The 20,780-nt window shown below is 65.5% G+C and carries 14 protein-coding genes; 6 read left to right on the top strand and 8 right to left on the bottom strand.

Annotated features, from left to right (window positions below; genetic code table 11):
* Positions 1–86: 86 nt before the first annotated feature.
* The 4 genes from TRAD_RS14340 to TRAD_RS14355 all read right to left on the bottom strand — a co-directional run bounded on the left by TRAD_RS14340 (position 87) and on the right by TRAD_RS14355 (position 9,474).
* A complete protein-coding gene (locus tag TRAD_RS14340) occupies positions 87–2,168 on the bottom strand; it encodes a PQQ-dependent sugar dehydrogenase (RefSeq protein WP_013179339.1) in 2,082 nt (693 codons plus the stop codon).
* A 24-nt stretch (positions 2,169–2,192) separates the two neighbouring features.
* The gene (locus tag TRAD_RS14345; protein ID WP_013179340.1) at positions 2,193–4,562 is read right to left on the bottom strand and encodes a choice-of-anchor D domain-containing protein; all 2,370 of its coding nucleotides are present in this window, start codon (positions 4,560–4,562) and stop codon (positions 2,193–2,195) included.
* A gap of 482 nt (positions 4,563–5,044) precedes the next feature.
* Positions 5,045–6,247: an acetoin utilization protein AcuC gene (locus TRAD_RS14350; protein ID WP_013179341.1), complete on the bottom strand. Its 1,203-nt coding sequence runs from the start codon at positions 6,245–6,247 to the stop codon at positions 5,045–5,047.
* Entirely contained in the window at positions 6,244–9,474 is a 3,231-nt protein-coding gene (locus TRAD_RS14355; RefSeq protein ID WP_013179342.1) for an ATP-binding protein, read from the bottom strand. Before TRAD_RS14355 ends, TRAD_RS14350 begins: the two co-directional genes overlap by 4 nt.
* Positions 9,475–9,632: 158 nt before the next feature.
* On the opposite strand from TRAD_RS14355, the gene TRAD_RS14360 reads away from it, so the two are divergent.
* On the top strand, positions 9,633–11,123 hold the full coding sequence (locus tag TRAD_RS14360; protein WP_013179343.1) for a hypothetical protein: 1,491 nt from the start codon (positions 9,633–9,635) through the stop codon (positions 11,121–11,123).
* Between the two features lie 103 nt (positions 11,124–11,226).
* On the opposite strand, the gene TRAD_RS14365 is transcribed toward TRAD_RS14360, so the two are convergent.
* The 4 genes from TRAD_RS14365 to TRAD_RS15840 all read right to left on the bottom strand — a co-directional run bounded on the left by TRAD_RS14365 (position 11,227) and on the right by TRAD_RS15840 (position 15,273).
* The gene (locus TRAD_RS14365; RefSeq protein ID WP_013179344.1) at positions 11,227–12,276 is read right to left on the bottom strand and encodes a zinc-dependent alcohol dehydrogenase; all 1,050 of its coding nucleotides are present in this window, start codon (positions 12,274–12,276) and stop codon (positions 11,227–11,229) included.
* Between the two features lie 91 nt (positions 12,277–12,367).
* Positions 12,368–13,408, bottom strand: a complete 1,041-nt coding sequence (locus tag TRAD_RS14370) for a zinc-dependent alcohol dehydrogenase family protein (RefSeq protein ID WP_013179345.1) — start codon at positions 13,406–13,408, stop codon at positions 12,368–12,370.
* A 23-nt stretch (positions 13,409–13,431) separates the two neighbouring features.
* Positions 13,432–14,193: an SDR family NAD(P)-dependent oxidoreductase gene (locus TRAD_RS14375; protein ID WP_013179346.1), complete on the bottom strand. Its 762-nt coding sequence runs from the start codon at positions 14,191–14,193 to the stop codon at positions 13,432–13,434.
* Positions 14,194–14,259: 66 nt separating this feature from the next.
* A complete protein-coding gene (locus TRAD_RS15840) occupies positions 14,260–15,273 on the bottom strand; it encodes a LacI family DNA-binding transcriptional regulator (RefSeq protein ID WP_013179347.1) in 1,014 nt (337 codons plus the stop codon).
* Positions 15,274–15,532: 259 nt separating this feature from the next.
* Here TRAD_RS15840 and TRAD_RS14380 point away from each other — a divergent pair, with 259 nt between their 5' ends.
* The 5 genes from TRAD_RS14380 (at position 15,533) to TRAD_RS14400 (ending at position 20,767) form a co-directional block, all read left to right on the top strand.
* Positions 15,533–16,846 (top strand): ABC transporter substrate-binding protein, encoded by a 1,314-nt coding sequence (locus TRAD_RS14380; protein ID WP_013179348.1) that lies wholly within the window; start codon positions 15,533–15,535, stop codon positions 16,844–16,846.
* Between the two features lie 116 nt (positions 16,847–16,962).
* Positions 16,963–17,877: a carbohydrate ABC transporter permease gene (locus tag TRAD_RS14385; RefSeq protein ID WP_041947334.1), complete on the top strand. Its 915-nt coding sequence runs from the start codon at positions 16,963–16,965 to the stop codon at positions 17,875–17,877.
* The gene (locus tag TRAD_RS14390; protein ID WP_013179350.1) at positions 17,874–18,704 is read left to right on the top strand and encodes a carbohydrate ABC transporter permease; all 831 of its coding nucleotides are present in this window, start codon (positions 17,874–17,876) and stop codon (positions 18,702–18,704) included. Before TRAD_RS14385 ends, TRAD_RS14390 begins: the two co-directional genes overlap by 4 nt.
* Positions 18,701–19,720: a zinc-dependent alcohol dehydrogenase family protein gene (locus TRAD_RS14395; protein ID WP_013179351.1), complete on the top strand. Its 1,020-nt coding sequence runs from the start codon at positions 18,701–18,703 to the stop codon at positions 19,718–19,720. Before TRAD_RS14390 ends, TRAD_RS14395 begins: the two co-directional genes overlap by 4 nt.
* 18 nt (positions 19,721–19,738) lie before the next feature.
* A complete protein-coding gene (locus TRAD_RS14400) occupies positions 19,739–20,767 on the top strand; it encodes an NAD(P)-dependent alcohol dehydrogenase (RefSeq protein WP_013179352.1) in 1,029 nt (342 codons plus the stop codon).
* The last annotated feature ends 13 nt before the right edge of the window (positions 20,768–20,780 follow it).

Below are 20,780 nucleotides of genomic sequence, written 5' to 3' on the forward strand. Positions count from 1 at the left end.
CCGCACGCGGGGCCAGCCGCCAACACGAACCCCCCACATCACCGGCGATGTGGGGGGTTTAGCAGCGCGGTGAAGCGCCTAGAGGGTTACTGGAGGGGCCGCAGCAGCTTCAAACCGGCGTCGGGGACGTTCAGGCTGCTGCTCTCGCTGCCGTACTCGGAGACGTACAGGTAGCCGTTGCGGAGGTCCTCGGCGAGGTCGAGCGGGTTCTGGAAGCTCCCCGAGGTGACGATCGGCTCAGCGCCGACGGGGTTGCCGAGGCTGTCGAGTTCGACCGCGAGCACGTCGTTAAAGTTGCTGTAGCGCGTCACCAGGAGCTGACCGCGCAGGGCGCCGCCGAAGGTGCTGCTGCGGTACTCGATAGCGCCGTTGGGTGAGACGTTGAGGCCGAAGTCGAAGGCCGCGCCGCGCCAGTTCGGGTCGGGCGACACCGAGCCGGGGTAGCCCTGAACGCGCGTCGAGTCGGTCGCCGTACCGCCGCCATTCATGATCCACTCGCAGCGCGTCGGGTTGGGATGACCGTAGTAGCTGTCCTCTTCGACGATAAAGAGGTAGTCGCTCTGCGTCTGGTTGATGCGCCAGCCGTCGGTTTGGTCGCTCGAGTAGGGCGCATTGACGTCCGACGGGTCGTCGAGCACGGGGCCGCTGTAGCCACCCTCAGGGCGGGTCGAGCAGTCGCCCAAGCTGGGATCGAAGCGCGGCACGTTGCCACCCGCCGCCGAACCGTTGGTGGGGACGTAGAGCCGGCCGTTAGAGTGCCACACGAGGTCATAAGCGTTGCGCAGCCCACGCCCGAAGATGGTCAGCGGCGCCCCCGGCGCGAACGGGTTGTACGAGCCGCCGTCTTCGGTCTGCACGTTTAGGGGCGGGCTGGTAATCTGCGAGACGTCGACGCGCAAGGTAGCGGCGGTCAAGAGGCGCTCCGGACGGAAGCCCCACGGTGCGTCGGGGGCACCCATCGCCGTGTTGCTCCCCTGGTTGAAGTAGAGCACGTTAGGTTCAGCGGGGTTAAAGGCGATCTTGTTGGTGACGTGGTCGCGGATCGAGCGGGGGAGGCCGATCACGTAGTCCTGTACGGCCTCGAGGTTAGGGCCGCTTAGACGCGTGATCTTACCGCTCCACTCCTCTTGCACGTTCGAAAAGCCGAAGTGCGTGTGGCTCACCCACAAGATGAGGTTGCTCGCGGTCGCGCTCGGATCAAAAGCGATGCCGATGGTGAGGCGCGGGCCACCCTCGGCCTGCTGGAGCGAGGTCAGGGTCTGCGGCGCGCCGAGGGTGCCGTCGCCGTTGACGCTGTAGCGCAGGATGCGCCCGTCGACCGTCGAGGCGTAGAGGTTACCGTCGGGGCCGAAGGCGAGCGAGGTGTGGCGCTCGCCCCGCGTGGTCGGCAGGTCAATGATGTCGAAGCGCGGGGTGATCTGCGCGCCCCCCGCCCCCGTGGTAAAGGTCGCGCTGTAGGGCAGCAGGGCCGCACCGGAGACGTCGCGCACCCCGTCGACGGTAAAGGTGTACTCGGTGTTGGGGCTGAGCGGGCTGTTCGGCTGGAAGCTGATGACGTCGCCAGCGGCGGAGGTGTTGATCGACCCCTCGACGCGCCGCTGCGTCCGCGTTTCGGTCAGGGTGACCGTCTCGTCGGTGAGGCTGTCGTTGGCGACCCCGCCGTTGGGCAAATAGAGGTCGGTGGCGATGCCGGTCGTTACCGGAACGTTCGTCTCGCCGTCGGCCGGGCGCGAACGCACCACTGACGGGGAGGCGTCGCCGGCGGTGGTAAAGGTGCTGCTATGCGCCCGGAACGCCTGACCGCTCTCGTCTTGCACCGCGCTCGAGATCTCGAAGCGGTAGGTGGTGTTAAAGGCGAGCGCCTCACGCGGCGTCACGACGAGCGTCTCGCTCTCGTTAAGCACGCGAACCGTCACGGGGACGGGTTGCGAGTTGCTCTCGACGATGAGCCGCACGCTCTGCTCGCTCACCGTGGTGAGGTTGAGGTCGCCGCTCGGCAGGTTGAGCGCGACGTTGATGCTGGTGCCGACGGGGACGTTCGTCGCCCCGTCCGCGGGGGTGATCCGCGCCACCGACGGACCGCCGACGCTCGGTACGAAGGGGATGAGCTCGCACGCCGCGAGGCTCAAGGTGAGGAGGACGAAGAGCAGGGTTTGGGGTCGTTGCATACGGACTCCTGTAGGCGAGGACGTTTAGTTGACGGGTTCGATGTTCTCGATCAGGTACATGTTGTCGTTGTAGTCGCAGTTGGCCGTGTCCGTCGTCCCGCAGCCGTTCTCGACGAAGTCTTGCGCGGCGATGTAGGTGTTCGGAATCGGCTGACCGCTGCGGTCTTTGGCGGGCCAGAGGCGCAACCCCAGGTTGCCGTTGCCGCGCCCCAAGCTCGGGTTGGTGCTGTAACCCGCCGAGCGCATCTCGAAAGGCCCGGTCGGGGAGACGCTCATACCGGCGATCTCCTCGCCGCCCAGCGCGCGCGGGTAGATCGTCTGGCCGTCGAGCCGCTCGTGGCGGAACGAGGCGAACGGCGTCGAGGCGCCCTCGTAGAACATCTCAAAGGGGTAGGTTACGTTGCAGCACGAGTGAAAGGCAGCGATCTGCGTGACCGTCACCGGGCCCGGCGTAGCCGCTCGCCAGTAGGCCGAGCGCACCTCGTCGCCGGCCAAGGGCGCGTCGGGCGCGGCGCTCGTGAGCCCCCCCTGACTGTCCGCCCCGACGTCGATGGGGTAGCCGAAAGCGTCGACGACGAGCCCCTCGAGGTAGACCTCGCGCCCCCCTTCGGGTGCGGGCATGTAGATCCCCGCGAGTTCCATCTCGGCCGTCGCGCCCCCGACCTGCGCGACGAAAGCCGCCTGCAACACCCCTTTACCGCCGAGCCCAACGGGCGCGAACTGCACCGTCAGGTCGTACGTGCTGCCGGGGTCGAGGGTGAGGAAGGTCTCCCCGTTCGGGAAGATAAAGGCGCTCGGCTCGGTGGTGCTGACGCTCACCTGCAAAGGTGCGCCCCCGGTGTTGCGCAGCCGCACCGTACCGGTGTTGCGGGTGTTGAGTTCGAGCCACGGCTGCGCGGTGGGGTCGCAGGTCGGGTCCCTCTCCGGGTTGCAGAGGTTGCCGCTGGTGTCGCGGATGCTGTGGAGCACCAAGCGGTCGTCGAAGGGGAGCCCCAAGGGGTTGGTCACCTGCAACCCGTCGATATCGGCGGTGCTAGCCGGCGCGACGTTGCGCACGAGCACCACCACGTCGTTGTAGTCAAAGCCTTGGCTAAACTCCTCGGTCGCGAGGACAAAGGCGTTCTCGACAGTTTCGCCGTTTTCCACGAGCGGGTAGGCGCGCACCTGCCGCGGCACCGCACCCTGGAAGGTGTTGAGGCGGTCCTCGGTGTAGACGTAGCGCTGGTTGAAAAAGCGGTTGGTCGGCCAGAACGAGTAGAAGCCGAAGGGCTCGCTGCTGGGGTCGAAGCGGATGAGCCCGCTCGCGTCCACAAGGTCGCTCTCGATGTCGGGGGCGAGGCGCTGGGCGTTGAGCGCCGGCGCCTGCGGCACCGTAAAGAGCGCCTCGCGGGTGCCTACGCGCCCCGCTTCGTAGACGCCGAACTCGAGCACCGGATCGTTCGGCACCCCGAAGGCCGCGAGCACCTCGATGGTCACGGGTTCCGCGGGGTTGGCGCGCACCATCCGCTGCAAAGAGACCTCGTCGCCCAAAAGGTCGTTGTTGGGTTCGGTGACCAAAAAGGTGTCGCCTGGCGTCGCGTCGCCGGTGTCGATGTCAAAGCCGTAGGTGTCTAAAATCCACTGCAGCGAGGGCTCTTGGTTGCCGCCCTGACCGCGCACCCCGAGGCCGCCCAGGGGCACTTCGAGCCGCGGCGTCTGCGGGTCGCTACTCGCGACGACCAGCGTCGCCCGCTGCGGCCCGGGTGCGCTCGGCGTAAAGCGCAGCGAGAGGGTCGCGCTCTCGCCGGGGGCGAGCGTCGCCGGGGCGGGGGTCTCGAGGTCAAAGCGCGCCGCCCCCTCGCCCGTGATCGACACGTCGCTCAGGCTGATGGGGCTCGAGCCGTCGTTGCGCAGCGTTACGGTGCGGGTATCGCTGGCGGTCTCCCCGCCGGCGGTAAAGAGCACGCGCGCGGGCACTGCCTGAAAGGTCACGTCCGGGTTGGGCGACGCCCCCTGACCGGTGGTAAAGGTGCTCTGAAAGGGGGTAAAGGTCGCCCCCGTCTCCGTCGCCAAACCTTCGGTTACCGCAAAGCGGTAGGTCGTTTCGGGCGCGAGCGCCTCGGTGGGCCGCAGCACGAGCGTCGCGCCCTCTAACGTGCGGGTCGCGGCGACCGCGTTGCCGCTCCCGACGTCCGTCAGGCTCACCGTCTCGGCGCTTAGGGTCGTGAGGTCGATGCTCCCCGCGCTGTCGGGCACGCTGAGCTGCGCGCGCACCGCGGCGTTCGTCGGCACGTTCGTCGCCCCGTCGGCGGGGCTCACGCTGCTGACGCGGGGGGTCGCTGGGGTCGGGAAGAGGTTGCAGGCGCTCAGGGTGAACACGAGGCCGGCAAGGAGCGCAACACGGGTGCGCTGCATCAGGTCGCCGACCCGAACGCACCCGTCGCCCGTGAAGGCGTGGGGGGGAAACCGTAAACCGTGACCATCTCGTTAACCTCCGTCTGGGGGCGTGCTCGGGGTAGCGCGGGCGACGATGACGCAGCAGCGCCCCCACCCCCTAACCCTACCGCGCCTAGGCGACGGGCTGCGGCGAGCGTGCCCGGTCCACCTGCGCCGATGGGCGCCGCAAGCGTTTCGCCCCATCTTAAGAGCGTGCGCCGCGGCGCGGGCGTGCGAGCGTTACACCCGAGCAGCCCCGCTGCCCCTTGGTGCGCTTGCAGCCGTTCTCGGGGTGCGCCGAGACGGGCGTGCCGCCCTCACCTGCTCCAAGCACCGCGCTAGCCCAGCGTACCGCACCCTTCTTAAGGGCACCTTAACAGCTCGAGCACAGCGCATAGAGGGGCGGTTGTCCCACAAGGCGCCCCAGTGGCCTTTTTAACGCGTTTAACGCACGGTCTGGGTCAGGTGGGGCGCCCGAAACGCTCGCGCCAAATGGGTTCTAGCGTGGCGAGCAGCCGTTTGGCGCTTAAGCGGTTGGCGGCAGCGATCGCGCCGCGACGCGGTGAGGGCGGCCAAGGGGCGTCGGCGAAGCTTAGGGGCAGCTCCGCGCGCGCTTCGGCGGCGAGCGCGTCCTGCCAACGCGCGCGCCAGGCTTCGGGTACGACCTGCGGCAAGGGCTTGTCGCTCAGCACCGCCCAGAGGAGCGCCCAGAGCCGCGGCACGGTGCGGTAGGGGTCGTAGCCGCCGCCGCCGGTCGCCACCAATCGCCCTTCGCAGAAGCGCTCCGCGAGCCGCACCACGCGGCGGTAGCTCTCAGCGATCCCCTGGACGCTCAGGTTGAGGTCGGCTAAGGGGTCGAAGCGGTGCATGTCGGCGCCCGCTTGGAGCACGATGAGGTCGGGGTGAAAGGCCGCTAGGGCGGTCGGTACGACGGCGTCGAAGACCTCCAGGTAGGACTCATCCTCGGTAAAGGGCTCGAGGGGCACGTTGACCGACAGGCCGCGGCCCGGCCCCCGCCCGACCTCGAAGGTGTGCCCCGTACCGGGGAAGAGGTAGCGCCCCGACTCGTGCAGGCTGATGGTCATGACCTCGGCCGACTCGTAAAACAGCCACTGCACGCCGTCGCCGTGGTGCGCGTCGAGGTCGATGTAGGCGACCCGCGCGCCGAAGCGCGCCGTGGCCTCCAGGATCGCGAGCGCGACGTCGTTGTAGGTGCAAAACCCCGACATCTGACCCGCCTGAGCGTGGTGAAGCCCCCCGGAAAGGCTGAGCGCGCGCCGCGCGCGGCCCGCCGCCACGAGCTCGACGGCCGTTTGGGTCGCCCCGCAGACCGTCAAGATGGCCTCATGCATCCCCGGGAAGATGGGGTTGTCGGCGGTCCCGAGCCCGTAGGCCACCGCCTCCGCGAGGGGCTCGCCGCGCGACACGCGTTTTACGGCGTCCACGTAGTCGGGGGTGTGCAGCTTAAGGAGCTGCGCCTCCTCGAGAGGGCGCGGGGCGACCTCGTGCGCCGCCCCCAGAAGGCCGCAGCTCTGCAGCAGGCTGCGGGTCAGCTCGAGCCGCAGCGGTTTAAAGGGGTGCGTGTCGGAGAGGCGGTAGCGGCTGAGCTCGGGGCTGTAGACGAAGACGACGTCGGCTATGGGCGCGCTCGGCGTGGGGCTCATGAGGCGAACGGCTCCGCCGCGGTGGCGGGCAGCTGCGCCTCACCGCGCCCGCTTTCCTCGTCGGCGTCCGCCCCCCGGTGGCGGGCGCGCCACTGCAGCACGAGCGCGTCCGAGAGGCGCAACCCGCTCGGGTCGGCGAGCGGCCCGAGCACCGCCTCGAGCTGCGCCCGCCACCGCGGCGGGTCGGCCTCGGCGAGTTCGCCGACAAACCGCAGCAACCCCTCGTGATAGGGGGCGAGCAGGGGGTCGCGCAAGGCCTCCGCGAGCGTCTCCCCGAGGGGGGGGCGCTCGCCCGAACGCCAACGCCCGAGGAGCGAGAGCGCGAGCAGCCAGGCGCGCACCCCCCCGTCCCCCTCCTCCGGCGGCGCCGCTTTGGGGAGCGCCTCCCACGCCTTGACGAGCACCCCCCCGAGCTGCCCTGCGGGGTCGCCCGCACGCAGCAGCGCCGCCGCGAGGTGGGCGTGGGTCAGCGCCGTCTGGTAGGGGTAACGCGCCTGTGCGGCGGCCGCCGCCGCGGCCTCGAGCGCCGTTTCGGGGGGGTCGAAAAGGCTGCTGACGAGTTTTTCTTGCAGGTGCAGCGGCCGGTAGCGGCTACCGGCCGCGGCGAGCGCGAGGCGCACCCGCTTTAAAAGCTCGCGCGCGTGCTGCAGGTCGGGGTGGGTGCGGTCCTGGGGCAGGGCCTCGCCGGTAAAGTAGGCAAGGGGCGGCAGAAAGGGGAGCCGGTAGGGCGTTTTAAGGGCGCGGCAGCCGTAGGCGAGCGCGAGGCGCAGGGTGCTGCGCAGCACGCGGAAGCTCGAGTCGACCCCGAAGTGCGCGCCGTAGGCGGAAAACGCCGCCGCGCACTCGCCGAAGTCGAACACCGCCCCCTCGAAGTCGCCCTGCGCGAGCCGGTTTAGGGCCGCTTCGTCGCGCACCTTGAGGTGCTCTAAACTGAGGCGCGGCGACGCCTCCTCGGGGGGCCCCAAGACCGCCCGCGCCGCCGCGAAGTCCGCCTCGGCGGATCCGTAAGCGCCGCGCCGGCGCCCCAGCGTCCCGCGCCGCGCGAGGTAGCGCGCCCGCTCCGCCGCCGGCGCTTCACCGCGGTAGGAGAGCCTGACCGCCTCGTCGAGCGCCCCTTGCGCCTCGGCAAAGCGCCCGAGCGCGAGCTGGACGTCGCCGCGCTGAAAGGCGAGGCGCGCGCGCAGCAGGTCGTCGTCGGTTACAGCGCGCGCAAAGTGCGCCAGCGCCCCCTCGAGGTCGCCCTGGTCCTTGGCCACCAGCCCCGACCCGATTGCGACCTTGACGCTGAGGAGCTTCGGCCTCTCACCGGTGCAGCCGAGCGCCTCCAAAACCTCGGCGCTCTGGCGGGTGAGCTGCGCCGCCTCGCCCAGGTGCGAGCGCCAACGGGCAATACTCGCTCGAACGAGGAGCGCTTCGGCGCGCAGCACGGGGTCGGTGATGTGCGACCAGGTGCTTACGAGCGTCTCCGCGCGCTCAAAAGCCCCCTGCATCACGGCGCTCTCCGCCCGCTTGAGCGCCGTCCAAGCGCGCCGGTCGGGGTCGTCCGAGGCCGCCAGCAGGTCGAGCGCGCGCACCACGTCGGGGTGATCGACGCTGCCCAACTTTAAATAGTGCGAGGCGACAACAAACGCGACCGCCTCGAGCGTCTTCGGGTCGCTACCCAGCTCGCTCTGGGCCACCCCCCACACCCGCTGGATGAGCGACTGCGGCACCGCCGCCGCGCGCGCCCACGCGACGAGCGCGTCCCAGGCGCGCGCGGCGAAGAGGTGGTGCAGGTAGCGCGTCGCCGCCTCGCTGCGCGGCGCGGCGTGCGCGGCGGCCTCGTAGAACTGGGCGGCGCGGCGGCTGAGCGCCCGGAAGCGCTCCGGGTCGTGCGCCTGCAAGCGCGCGCGCAGCGCCCGCGACAGCTGCCGCGAAAAGGAGCGCAGGAGGTGCGCGTCACCCGGTACGGGGTCTAAAAAGGCGGCCTCGAGCGCGTTGAGGTCGGCGGGTTCGGCGGTGCGCAGCGCGCTTAGAGCGTCCCTTTCAAAGGTCGGGAACTCGGGGAGCGAGAGCACCGCCAGAGCGCCCAAAAAGTCGCGCAGGCGCGCGTCGCCCGAGTGCAGCGCGAGTTGGCTAAGCCCCTCGACGTGTTTGCTGCTCGCGCCCCCTTCGGGGAGCGGTTCACGCGCTTCGGCTAGGAGCGTGAGCGTGCGCAGGTCCTCAAACGAGCGCCGCGCCCGCGCCACCAGCGCCTCCTGCTGCTCCGCCGAGAGGTGCGGCACGCGCGCCTTGACGAAGCGGCGCGCCTCGTTGGCGGTCGGCGGGCTCAGCTTCACGGGCCCCTCGAAAGCGCCCGTGCGGCCGGTGAGCGACAGCGGCAGCTCGCTCATGCTAACAAGGAGCGCGACGTTAAGGCGGCTAAGGGGCTCGATCAGCGTGATCCAGAGCCACTCGGTGACGCTCACGCGCGGCACCTCGGGGGTGCTGAGCCTGAGCGGCACGTTGCCGAGCACGTCTTGGCTGGGGAGCGACTGGGAGATGTGCAGCAGGAGCGCGAGCGGGGTTTCAAGGCTGCGCACCCGCTCGATGATGACCCGCGCGACGTCGGCTTGGGCGTCGGCCTGCACCGAAAAGGCCCCCGCCGCGCCGATCCTCACGAGCCGCGACTCGAAGACCTCGGCCGGCACCCCCAGAGCGAGCGCGAGCCGCGAGAGCGACGCCGCCAGGTCTTGCGACGAGAACTCCTGCCGCACGAGCTTTAAGGGCGCTCTGGGGGGCAGCTCGAGCGCCTGCTGGATGTAGTCGGTAAGGAGCGTTTTGCCCGACCCCGGCCGCCCGATGATGAGCAGTTTGGGTGCCCCCCCCTGCCGCACGCTGCTGACAAACGCTTGGTAGGCGCGCCGCTTTTCGCGCCCCAAGAGCTGCATGACCTCCTGGTCACCTTCGCTAGGGGCCGCGAGCAGCACCTCGAGCTCCGGTACGCGCAGGGGCGGCCGGCCGGTGCTCTCCCACAGCTCGCTGAGGAGGCTGTAGAGCACCCTTTTGTCCGAAAGCTTGCCCTTGTCGCGGTAGATGATGTTACGGACGACGTTCGGGTTGGCGCCGCGTTCGGCCATCCCTTTGCGCAGCCAGTTGATGGAACCCAAAACCCCCGTCTCGTCGCGCCGGTTCCCGAGCGCCCGCCGCACCTCCTCGAAGATGCGCCGCCAGGGGTTCCCTTCACCTGCTGTTGTTGGCACGCCCACGCTGCTATTCTATGATGAAAGGTAAACAGGTACAACGCACCGGCGTTCACCGGGCTCTCATGGTTTATTCAACCTCGGCGACCGGGGTAGAATCGACCTGACGCGTCCTCGAATCTTGTCTTGTCACCTGAGCCGCTAGGTGCGCGTGGGGGGTGAAGATGATCGGCAGTCTGGACCGCAAAAAGGTCGGTACGCAGCAAAAAGCGCTCGAGATCAACCTCGACAGCCGCAAGTACGGCACCTTCGCCGAGATCGGTGCCGGTCAGGAGGTGGTGCGCTGGTTTTTCCAGGCGGGGGCGGCAGCGGGCACCATCGCTAAGTCCATCTCGGCCTATGACATGGTCGTGAGCGACGCCATCTACGGGCGGGCGCCGCGCTACGTGTCGCGCGAACGGCTGCAGACCATGCTCGACTACGAGTACGACCTGCTGCTCGAGCGGCTCTCCGAAAAGCGCGGCGCCGAGACCGACTTTTTCGCCTTCGCCAACACCGTCACCGCCCGCAGCTACCGGGGCAACGACGAGTGCCACGGGTGGATGGGGGTCAAGTACCAGGCGACCCCCGGCAGCGAGCCGAGCCAGATCGTCATCCACGTGCGCATGCTCGACAAGGAGAACCCCGCGCAGCAAGAGGCCCTGGGCATCTTGGGGGTCAACTTGCTGCACGGCGCGCTCTTTCACTACGAGGTGCCGGACGACCTGCTGAGCTCGCTGCTGGACAACCTCTCGACCGAGCGCATCGAGGTCGACATGGTCAAGTTTTCGGGGCCCGCTTTTCAGGGGCTCGACCACCGCTTGGCGAGCCTTAAGCTCGTGCAGCTCGGCCTTAGCGACGCGGCCATGTTCTCCGCCGCGGGCGAGGTCTTGCAGCCCGCCGAGGTTCTCTACAAAAAGCCTGTGCTGGTCGAGCGCGGGAGCTTTCGGCCGGTGACGTATGTCAACCTCGACATGCTCGCTTGCGCCCGCGAGCAGTTCGCGCTGCCCCTCGCTCAAGCGGGCGAAGGGGAACCCGTCGCCCTGATGGAGCTGACCATGCGCAACCTCATGGCGGGCGGCGGGGGCGAGATCGACTACGCCGACTTTTTGGCCCGCGCCGACGTGCTCGCCGCAACCGGCGCGACGGTTCTAATCTCCAACTACTTCGAGTACTATCGCCTCGCGAGCTACCTGCGGCGCTATACAAAAAAACCCATCGCCATGACCATGGGGGTGCCCAGCCTGCGCGAGCTCTTCGACGAGAGCTTTTACGAGGGGCTCGAGGGGGGCATCTTGGAGGCGTTTGGGCGGCTTTTTCGCAACGACCTGCGGCTTTACATCTACCCGCTCAAAGACCCCCAGACGGGGGGGCTCGTCACCGTCGAGAAGCTCAAGGTCGCCCCGCACCTGCAAAACCTCTACGCGCACCTCGTCGGCAACGGGCACATCACCTCCATCGACTTCTACGACAAGAACGTGCTGCACATCTTTTCGCGCGACGTCCTCGCCAAACTGCAGCGGGGCGACCCCGCTTGGGAGCGCATGGTCCCGCCCGAAGTGGCCGAGATGATTAAAGCGCGGGGGCTTTTCGGGTATAGCGCCACCAAGCCGCGCCCCACCGCCCAGCCCGACGCGCCGCCCGACGCCCGGGCCGTCCCCACGGGCGACGCGTAGAACCCCGTAGGCCCTGCGTCACGTGCTTTCGTAAACGTTGCCGGCGCTCGGTTCACCGCACGTCACGTACCACAAGCCACGCGCTACGAGCCATGTGCCAGCCCTACACCTCGACGATCACCTTGTGGAGCCCCTCCGGGTAGGCGAGGTTGAGGTCGAACGCGCGCGGCGCCTCGGCCAGCGGAAACCGGTGCGAGACGAGCGCGTCCAAGTCCACCGCGCCCTTGGCTGCGAGCCGGATCGCGCGCGGGTAGGTGTGCTTCATCCGCCGCGACATCATGATGGAAAGCCCCTTGCGCCGCGCCACGGAGTGCTTGAGGCAGAGCGTGTCGTCGCCGGGGATGCCGACCAGCACCAGCCGCCCCCCTAGGCGCGCCATCTCGGCGGCCTGCTGGACGCTCGCGTCCGCCCACGCCGCCTCGAAGACCACGTCGGCGCCGCGCCCCTCGGTCTCCTGCATAAGCCACGCCACCGGGTCGCCGTCCGCCAAACAGAAGCTGTGGGTCGCGCCCCACTCGAGCGCCCGCTCGGTGCGCCAGGGAAACTTGTCGAAGGCGTAGACGGGCCGCGCCCCCGAGAGCGCCGCGAGCTTGGTGATCATCAGCCCGATGGGGCCGGAGCCGATCACGGCCACGCTCCGCGCCAGCTCGAGCTTGCCCAAGTCGACCGCGTGAATCGCCACCCCGAGGGTCTCTAGGAGCGCGAGTCCAGCGTCCGAGATGCCCTCGGGCACCGGGAAGCAGTTGCGTCCCCCGACGATCATCCGCTCGCGCAGGGCGCCGTCGTCGGGGTAGAGGCCGTAAAACGCGAGGTTACAGCAGAGGTTGGGGTGACCCGCTTCGCACAGCTCGCACCGCCAGCAGGGGGTCGCTGGGTCCACGGCGACGCGCTGCCCAGCGCGCAGCGGCTTGCCTTCGCCGTCGCGGGCCCCCTCCCCCACCTCTCTAATCACCCCGCCGAACTCGTGGCCCAAGACGAGGGGCGAAGCGACCCGCGTGTCGCCGATACGCCCGTCCTCATAGGTGTGCAGGTCGGAGCCGCAGATGCCGACGGCCTCGACCTCGAGCAGCACCTCCCCCGGCCCCGGAGATCCCACCTCGGGGATCTGTTCGACGCGGAGGTCTTTGGCGCCATGTAGTCTAGCTGCTTGCATCAGTTTGGGGTCCTTTCAGGCGCGCGGCTTGTGGCCTGTAGCTCGTGGTTTCGACCCACACGCCACGGGCCACAAGCGTCTGCAACGCGCTCTACGCCATCACGATGGCGACTTTTCCGGCCGTTCCGCTGTCGGCGGTCTCGTAGGCGGCGGCAGCCTCCTCCAACGCGTAGCGGTGGGTGACGATAACCTCGGGGTGAAGGGACCACGCGGCGAGCTTTTCCAGGAGCGCCTCCATGTGCCCCGTGCTGGTCACCCACGACCCGTAGAGCGTGAGCTGGCGGTGGATGAGGTCGTGGCTCACGTCGAGCGCCCCCAACTCCGGCCCCTCGCCGACGAACACCACCCGCCCCCAGCGCCGCGCACCCCTCACCGCGAGCGCGCGCCCGGCCCCGGAACCCGAGCAGTCGAGCGCGACCTCGCAGCCGTGCCCCTGGGTGAGCTCGAGGATGCGCGCTAGGGCCCCCCCGTCCGCCCGGACGGCACCATCGATGCAGCCGCGCTCGCCCGCGAGCGCTAGGCGCGCTTCGGAGAGGTCCACCCCGATGACCTGCGGGGCGCCCAAGGCGCGCGCCAACAGCCCCGCCGCCATCCCGACGGGGCCCATCCCGACCACGAGCACGCGGTCCGCGCCCGACACGCGCGCCCGCAAGAGCGCCTCGTACGCGGTGCCGAAACCGCACGAGACGAGCGCCCCGTCGAGGTAGGTCAAGGGTTCGGGCAGCAGCACGCAGGTGTTCTCCTCGGCGAGCATATAGTCGGCGTGCCCACCGTCGCGCTGCCAGCCGTAGGCCGCGCGCAGCGGCGAGGTGCACGAGATCAGGTAGCCCGCGCGGCAGTCCGCGCAGACGCCGCAGCCGCTGATGTGGTAGACCACCACGCGGTCGCCGACCCCCAGGCGTTTGCAACCCGGCCCGACGCTAACGACCCGCCCGCACGGCTCGTGCCCGGCGATGACGTTCTGATACGCCTCGGGACCCGCGCCCAGGTGCTCGCGGTAGATCGCGCGGAGGTCGGAGCCGCAGATCGATGAGGCTTTCATCTCGAGCAGCACCTGGGCGTAGCCGGGCTCGGGGACGGGCACCTCGACGAACGCGACCTGACGGTTTCCGGGCAGCTTGACGCCGCGCATGGTCCTAGCCGCTACGCCCCCCGCTACCACGAGGTGTACCCGCCATCGACGATGAGGTTGGTGCCGGTGGCGAAGCGCGCCGCGTCCGAGGCGAGGTAGAGCACCGCGTGCGCGATGTCACGCGGTTCACCCACGCGCCCCTGGGGGGTCATCTCGAGCCACGTCTTGTACCAAGCCTCGTTGCTCATCCCGAGCTTGGTCATCTCGGTACCGATGTACCCCGGCGACACCGCGTTGACCCGCACCCCCCTGTCCGCCCACTCGCACGCCAGGGACTTTGTGAGCATGATCACGCCCGCTTTCGAGACGTTGTAGGCGGCTTGCGGCTGCGGTTTGTTGACCACCACCCCCGACATCGAAGCGATGTTGACGATCGCCCCACCCCGACGCGCGAGCATCCGCCGCCCCACCGCGCGGCAGCACCAGAAGACGCCACTCAAGTTGACGTCCATGATATTCGTCCAGGAGGCGTCGGTGGTCTCCTCCGCGGGGACGTTCTCGGCGACGCCCGCGTTGTTGACCAAGATGTCCACGGGCGCGACCCCCTCGGCCTCGGCGGCCATCCGCTCGGCGCTCGCTGGGTCGCGCACGTCGACCTGAACAAAGCGGCCGCCGAGCTCCTCGGCGGCGCGGCGGCCGTTCTCCTCGTCAAACTCGGCCACCGTGACCGCGGCCCCGGCCCGCTTGAGGGTGCGGGCGATCTCGAGCCCGATCCCGCGTCCGGCGCCCGTGACGAGCGCGTGTTTACCGGTGAGTGCAAAAGGGTTCTCTGTCGTTGCGTCCATAGCGTCACATCCTTTGCTGCGAACTCTTGGGGTCAGAAACGGGTAGCACAAACGGTGGAAGGGACCTCATTCAGAACGAGGAGGAGCACAACTACCGCGCCGAATCAACCTACCTGAGAAGCGCTGACGGGTGGGAGGTGTGTCTGGCGCCTTGAGTTGGGTGAGTACACGATGTACCGCTGCCTCCCCCATCGCCTCCACGGGTTGCTCAATGACATCCAAGGGGGGGCTCACGACACGCGTCCACGGATAGTTATCAAAACTCAACAGGGAAACATCATCTGGAATGCTTAATCTCAACTCTTTGAGTGCTTGAAAAGCTCCGATGGCTAAGTGGCCTGTGGTGGAGAAGAGAGCCGTGGGCGGCCTTTCCAAACTCATAAGCTCCTTGGTTAGTATGTAAGCGTCATGAAATGTAGGCTTGATAACGCGCTGGTAGCTTGCCGGAAGCGTGAGTCCCAACTCCTGCATAACTTTGGGAAACGCCCTCGTGCGCTCATCGGGTAAGACGGTTGGGTGAAAGGTACCCAGGGCAGCGATCCGTTTGTGTCCCAGGGAAGCAAGGTACTGCACACCAGTGCGAATGCAACCTTCATTGTCGAGCATCACGTGACTGAATGGGCTACCCGGAAAGAAGTAGTCGATTTCAACGATGGCTGTACCTCGGTTCCGCATACGTTCGAGGTATTCAAGGTTCGGGTCGCCGTAGCCCGACCTCAAAATGAGCCCTGCAACCCGATAGCCGTAAAATGCTTTAAGCTGTTCTAACTCATTAGCAGTGTCGTACTCGTTATCTGCCACGAGTAGCGTGTAACCGCTTGCCCGTGCAGCCTTGCCAATGGTTCTTATAAGCTGCGCGAAAAATGGCTCGACAATGTTGCCGACAATAAGCCCTATAGTGCTACTTCTTCCTCGCCTTAACGCTGCAGCCACCCTGTCAGGTTCGTAGTTAAGCTTTTCGATAGCCTGCTGAACTTTGTGTAACGTTTGCGGAGCTAACAGTTCAGGTGTGCGAAGAGCACGTTTAGCCGTTGTTGGTGAGACGCCGGCAAGGCGCGCTACATCATTGATATTGGCCACGTGCTCATCATAACGGCTTCCAAGTGGCTAAAAAGCAGCGGTCTGAAGTCATAATTAAACGTTACAATGGTCTGCTGTCAGCTGGCGTTGAGGGCTCTTGACAAAGTGCCACTTTTGTTCTAATGTGATGGCCACGAGACCAACGTAGGGATATACTCACCGAACGTCGGTGCAGCGTCTCTGAAGGGAGGCTGAGTTCGATCGCAGGTAACTCGATGGCCACGTGGCCATCAGCATGACCAGTTTAAGGAGCTCGTTTATGAAAAGGTTGGTTCTAGTCACAGCTGCTCTTTCAACTGCTGCTTGCGCCTTGGCTCAGACAAGAATCACCGTCGCCTCGGTGAACAACCCGGACATGGTCACTATGCAAGAGCTGAGTCGGGAGTTTGAGGCACAAAATCCTGACATCCGCCTCGATTGGCTTTTTCTAGACGAGGGCACACTTAGGAGCCGCCTTACTACCGACGTTGCTACCGGCAGTGGTGCGTTTGACCTCGTGACCGTTGGCGCCTACGAGGTACCGCTCTGGGCTGCTAACAATTGGATCGTTTCAGTTGACGCTTTGGCCGAGCAGTACCCGGAGGCGGTTAGCAACTACGACTTCGATGATCTCCTCCCCTCGGTAAAAAATATGCTCTCTTACGAAGGCGAGCTCTACGCCCTACCCTTTTACGGTGAGTCGAGCTTCACGATGTATAACGCAAGGCTCTTCGAAGAGGCCGGTTTGACTATGCCGGAGCAGCCGACCTGGGAGCAGATCAGAGAGTTTGCCTGCGAGCTGCATGACCCGGCCAATGGCATTTACGGCATCGTGTTACGTGGCAAACCCGGTTGGGGCGACAATATGGCCCCCATTACCACGGTAGTCAACACTTTTGGTGGGCAGTGGTTTGACGCCGAAGGGCGTCCACAGATAGATTCACCTGAGTGGCGCGAGGCCATTACCTTTTACCGCGATCTGGTCAACGAATGCGGCGCGCCTGGCGTGACCGGGATTAGCTTTCCTGAAGCACTACAGCTCATGTCCACGGGGCAGGCGGCTATGTGGGTAGACGCTACCGTAGCAGCCGGCTTTTTAGCTGGTACCGACGCTGGGCCCGACCTTTCGTATGCACTAGCACCGGTGGGCCCGGTTGAAAAAGGTAACGCCTGGCTCTGGTCTTGGAACCTGGGTATCCCTAGCACGAGCGACGCGCAGGAAGCCGCTTTTAGGTTTATGACTTGGGCGACCTCGAAAGAATACATCAACCTTGTCGCTCAGGAGCGAGGTTGGGCCGCTGTCCCCCCCGGCACCCGCACCTCGACTTACGAAAACCCCGAGTACACTGAAGCCGCCCCTTTTGCCCCTCTGGTCTTGCGGTCTATGGAGAGTGCCGATCCAACCGACGCCACCGCAGAGCCGCAGATCGCTCCGGGGGTTCAGTTCGTACAGATCCCTGAGTTCCAAGGGATTGGCAACGACGTTGCCCAAATCATCTCGGAAATTCTCGCGGGCGGCACGAGCGTCGAGGCAGGCTTGGCGAGAGCGCAGCAGCTTGCCGATGATGCGATGTCCGACGCGGGCTACTACTAATACTAGGCTCCTAAGGGAGGAGGTCGGGGGTTACCCCACCTCCTCACCTCCTAACTACAGCGTTTCACAGCTCTACCCCTAGACCCAACGGAGGGAATCCAATGGCAACCCGTGCCATGACCCCGACTCAGGTCGCCACCACCAAACCACCGAAACAGGAACGTCGCAAGTTCCTATCCGCTCCGGGAATTGCTTTTCTCATCATTGTGACACAAATTCCCTTTGTACTGGCCATCTGGTTCTCGTTTACCAACTGGAACCTGCTACGCCCGGACTCCCAGGGTTTTTTAGGCTGGGACCGGATGTGGCGTAATTATGAGCGCATCCTGAGCAGCCCTGACTTTCTCACCGTCATCCTGAACACCATTGTGCTCACTGTTTCGGTTGTGCTTATTACTTTTGTTTTAGGGCTTGGCTTTGCCCTACTGCTTAACCGTCCCTTTCCCGGCCGCGCTCTTGCCCGCACGCTCCTTATCTCACCATTTTTAATGATGCCGGTTGCGGCGGCCGTGCTCTGGAAAAACATCATGCTTGATCCTTCATTTGGACTAATGTCCTTTTATCTCAGCCTTTTTGGAATCAGAAACTTTTACGCGCTTGAAGCCTTCCCAATGGCTTCAGTGATCGCTATTGTGTCGTGGCAGTGGACCCCCTTCGTCATGCTTATCTTGCTAGCTGGTCTGCAGTCGCTGCCCGACTCTACCGTTGAAGCGGCACGCATCGATGGGGCGAGCGGCTGGGCGATGTTTCGGCACATCATCTTGCCCCACTTGACGCGCTTTATCGAGATCGCACTGCTTCTAGAGACCATCTTTATCCTAAGCGAGTTTGGGGTCATTTTCGTTACCACCTCCGGTGGCCCAGGACTCCAAACGACCAATTTGCCCTACCAAATCTTTCTGGAGGCGTTTTCGCGCCAGAACGTTGGTCGGGCGAGCGCTTACGGCATCTTTGCGGTCATTTTGGCGAACATCGTTATTCTGCTCTTTTTGCGTGTGTTACGAAACAACAAAAAGGAGGTGGCGTTGTGACTGCCGGTCGCTCCAAACTGGGTAGCGCCCTTCTTTCGGCCCTAACCTTGCTGCTCGCTTTTGCCATGTTTTTCCCTATCCTCTGGATGTTTCTGACCTCTTTCAAGACCGAGCAACTTGCCATTCAGTTTCCGCCGCCGCTGTTTTTCGAGCCGACGCTCGAGAACTGGCGCGTCGCGCTCCTCAATTCGCCCTTCATGCAGTACCTCAGAAACACCATCGTCATCACTTTTTTCGCCATCGTGCTAGCGCTCGCCCTGGGTATCCCAACCGCTTACGCTATGGCCTTCTACCAGACCAAACGGACTGATTCGTCACTTTTGTGGATGATGTCGACGCGGATGTTACCGCCTGCTGGGGTCATCGTTCCCTTATACGTTATCTTCTTGCGGACAAACCTGCTCGACACACATCTAGGGCTCATCATCCTTTATGCGGGGATGAACTTTCCGCTCGTGGTGTGGATGCTGCGCTCGTTCATGCTCGAGGTCCCCTATGAGGTGATCGAGGCAGCGCGCTTAGATGGCGCCAACCTATGGCAAGAGTTCGGCCGTGTGATCCTGCCGCTCCTCATACCCGGCTTAGCTGCGACCGCTCTTTTAGCCATGATCTTTACCTGGAATGAGTTTTTCTTGGCTGTTAATCTGACTGCTCGCGACGCCTCGCCGCTTTCGGTCTACGTCTCGACGTTTAAAGCAGCGCAGGGCAATCTCTTTATCGCCAAGATGTCGGCTGCCGCAACCGCTGCCGTCATTCCCGTCTTAGTCGCCGGCTGGGTTGCGCAGCGACAACTCGTTACGGGACTCACCATGGGAGCCATTAAGTGATCGCTGCTCAGGTGCAGGCACCTCTAGAGGCTGAGGTGCTCGAAGTCCAAGAACCCGAGATCGGTCCCCACGAGGTTCTTATCGAAGTCAAAAACGCCGGTATCTGCGGCACTGATCTTCACATTTGGCACGGCTCCTACGCGCTAGCAAAGTACCCCGTGGTGCTAGGACACGAATTCAGCGGGGTTGTGGCGGCCGTCGGTCGTGAGGTCAAAGGGTTTCAGGTTGGTGAGCGGGTCACCGCCGACCCAAACCTGCCCTGTTATAGCTGTATCTTTTGTCAACGGCGCCAGTTCAACCAGTGCCTCAACCTAGAGGTTTTAGGGGTTACGCGCCAGGGTGCTTTCTCCCGTTACGTCGCCGCGCCTGAAAGCGCGGTCTACCCCATCGGCGACCTCTCCTTCGCCGAAGCAGCCCTGCTAGAGCCGCTCGCCTGCGTGGTATGGGGGCTTAAGCAGGTGCAGCTGCAAGCGGGCGACACCATGCTCATCTTCGGGGCGGGGCCGATGGGCATCCTGATGATGCAGGCGGTTCTGCGCGCCGGCGCTGCATCAGTCGTCATGGTGGATAAAGAGGCTTGGCGCCTAAACTTAGCCCGACAGCTCGGTGCAACCATGACCTTTGCAGCGGATGCACTTACACCGGATGTTGTTCATGATCTCGCGCCATACGGGTTTGACGTCGTCGCCGACGCCACAGGGGTCCCAAAAGTTATCGAACAGGCGTTTACATATCTGAGACCTGGAGGAAAGCTCTGGGTCTTCGGTGTGACCTCCGAGGGAGCGCGAGTGCCCTTTGCCCCCTATGAGGTTTTTCGCAAGGACCTACACATCATCGGCTCGTTTGCGCTCAACAAAACCTTTTATGAGGCTATTAACCTCGTGCACGGAGGGGCGATAAAGCTCGCCCCCGTCATCTCTCATATCCTGCCGCTAAGGGAGTTTTGGCAGGGACTCAAAGTTGCCGAGCACGACCCTGCACGCATGAAAGTTCAGTTCGCTGTAGACGCAACGTAATCTAGAAGGGTATGGGAGATGAGAGCAGCCGTCTTACATAGGGCCCGGGACCTGCGCCTCGAAGAGGTGCCCACCCCTGCCTACGGCTCCGACGACGTGTTGGTGAGGATCAAGTCGGTCGGTATCTGCGGCTCCGACGTCCACTACTGGCGCACGGGACACATCGGTGACTTCGTGGTGAAAGCGCCCATGATCCTCGGCCACGAGGTCGCGGGCGTCGTCGCGGCGGTCGGCGCGAACGTCAGCGCGCTCAAGGTGGGCGACCGGGTGGCCTTGGAGCCCGGCGTCCCCTGCCGCCGCTGCGAATGGTGCAAGACGGGCCGCTACAACCTCTGCCCCGACGTGCGCTTTTTCGCCACCCCACCGGTCGACGGGGCGCTCGCCGAGTACGCCGTCTCCCCCGCTGACTTCGCCTACAAGCTGCCCGACGCGCTCAGCCTCGACGCCGCAGCGCTTATCGAACCGCTCTCGGTCGGTATCCACGCCTGCCGGCGCGGGGGGCTCACGGCCGGGCAGAGCGTCTTTATCGCGGGCGCCGGCCCCATCGGGCTGACCTCGCTCGTGGCCGCCAGGGCGGCGGGGGCGACGGAGGTTGTGATCAGCGACGTGCGGCCGCACCGGCTGGAGGTCGCCCGCAAGATGGGGGCTAGCCACACCTTCGACGCTCGCGAAGACGCCCTTGCGCACGTCATGGAGGTCACCTCGGGGCGCGGCGTGGACCTCGCCATCGAGTGCGCGGGCGCCGAAGCGGCCCTCGTCAGCTGCCTAAAAGCGGCCAAGCGCGGCGGTACGGTCGTCGTGGTCGGTTTGGGCGACGCCGCCGACTACACCCTGCCGATGGTCGAGCTCGCGGTCAAGGAGCTCGACGTCAAGGGGATCTTCCGCTACGTCTACACCTACCCCGCGGCGATCAACCTGCTCGCCTCGGGCAGGGCGGACGTCGAGGCGATGATCACCCACCGCTTCCCTTTGGATGACCTCCTCACGGCCTTCGCGTACGCCGAAGAGGGCACCGACGGGGCGGTCAAGGTGATGGTCGAGGTCTAGAACGGTTCCACGC

Source organism: Truepera radiovictrix DSM 17093 (assembly GCF_000092425.1).
Lineage (GTDB): Bacteria > Deinococcota > Deinococci > Deinococcales > Trueperaceae > Truepera > Truepera radiovictrix.

What these genes read in the sequence shown, in the direction of transcription:
- TRAD_RS14340 (WP_013179339.1), bottom strand. Translation starts at nt 2,168, where the DNA reads ATGCAACGACCCCAAACCCTGCTCTTCGTCCTCCTCACCTTGAGCCTC.
- TRAD_RS14345 (WP_013179340.1), bottom strand. Translation starts at nt 4,562, where the DNA reads ATGCAGCGCACCCGTGTTGCGCTCCTTGCCGGCCTCGTGTTCACCCTG.
- TRAD_RS14350 (WP_013179341.1), bottom strand. Translation starts at nt 6,247, where the DNA reads ATGAGCCCCACGCCGAGCGCGCCCATAGCCGACGTCGTCTTCGTCTAC.
- TRAD_RS14360 (WP_013179343.1), top strand. Translation starts at nt 9,633, where the DNA reads ATGATCGGCAGTCTGGACCGCAAAAAGGTCGGTACGCAGCAAAAAGCG.
- TRAD_RS14365 (WP_013179344.1), bottom strand. Translation starts at nt 12,276, where the DNA reads ATGCAAGCAGCTAGACTACATGGCGCCAAAGACCTCCGCGTCGAACAG.
- TRAD_RS14370 (WP_013179345.1), bottom strand. Translation starts at nt 13,408, where the DNA reads ATGCGCGGCGTCAAGCTGCCCGGAAACCGTCAGGTCGCGTTCGTCGAG.
- TRAD_RS14375 (WP_013179346.1), bottom strand. Translation starts at nt 14,193, where the DNA reads ATGGACGCAACGACAGAGAACCCTTTTGCACTCACCGGTAAACACGCG.
- TRAD_RS14380 (WP_013179348.1), top strand. Translation starts at nt 15,533, where the DNA reads ATGAAAAGGTTGGTTCTAGTCACAGCTGCTCTTTCAACTGCTGCTTGC.
- TRAD_RS14385 (WP_041947334.1), top strand. Translation starts at nt 16,963, where the DNA reads ATGACCCCGACTCAGGTCGCCACCACCAAACCACCGAAACAGGAACGT.
- TRAD_RS14400 (WP_013179352.1), top strand. Translation starts at nt 19,739, where the DNA reads ATGAGAGCAGCCGTCTTACATAGGGCCCGGGACCTGCGCCTCGAAGAG.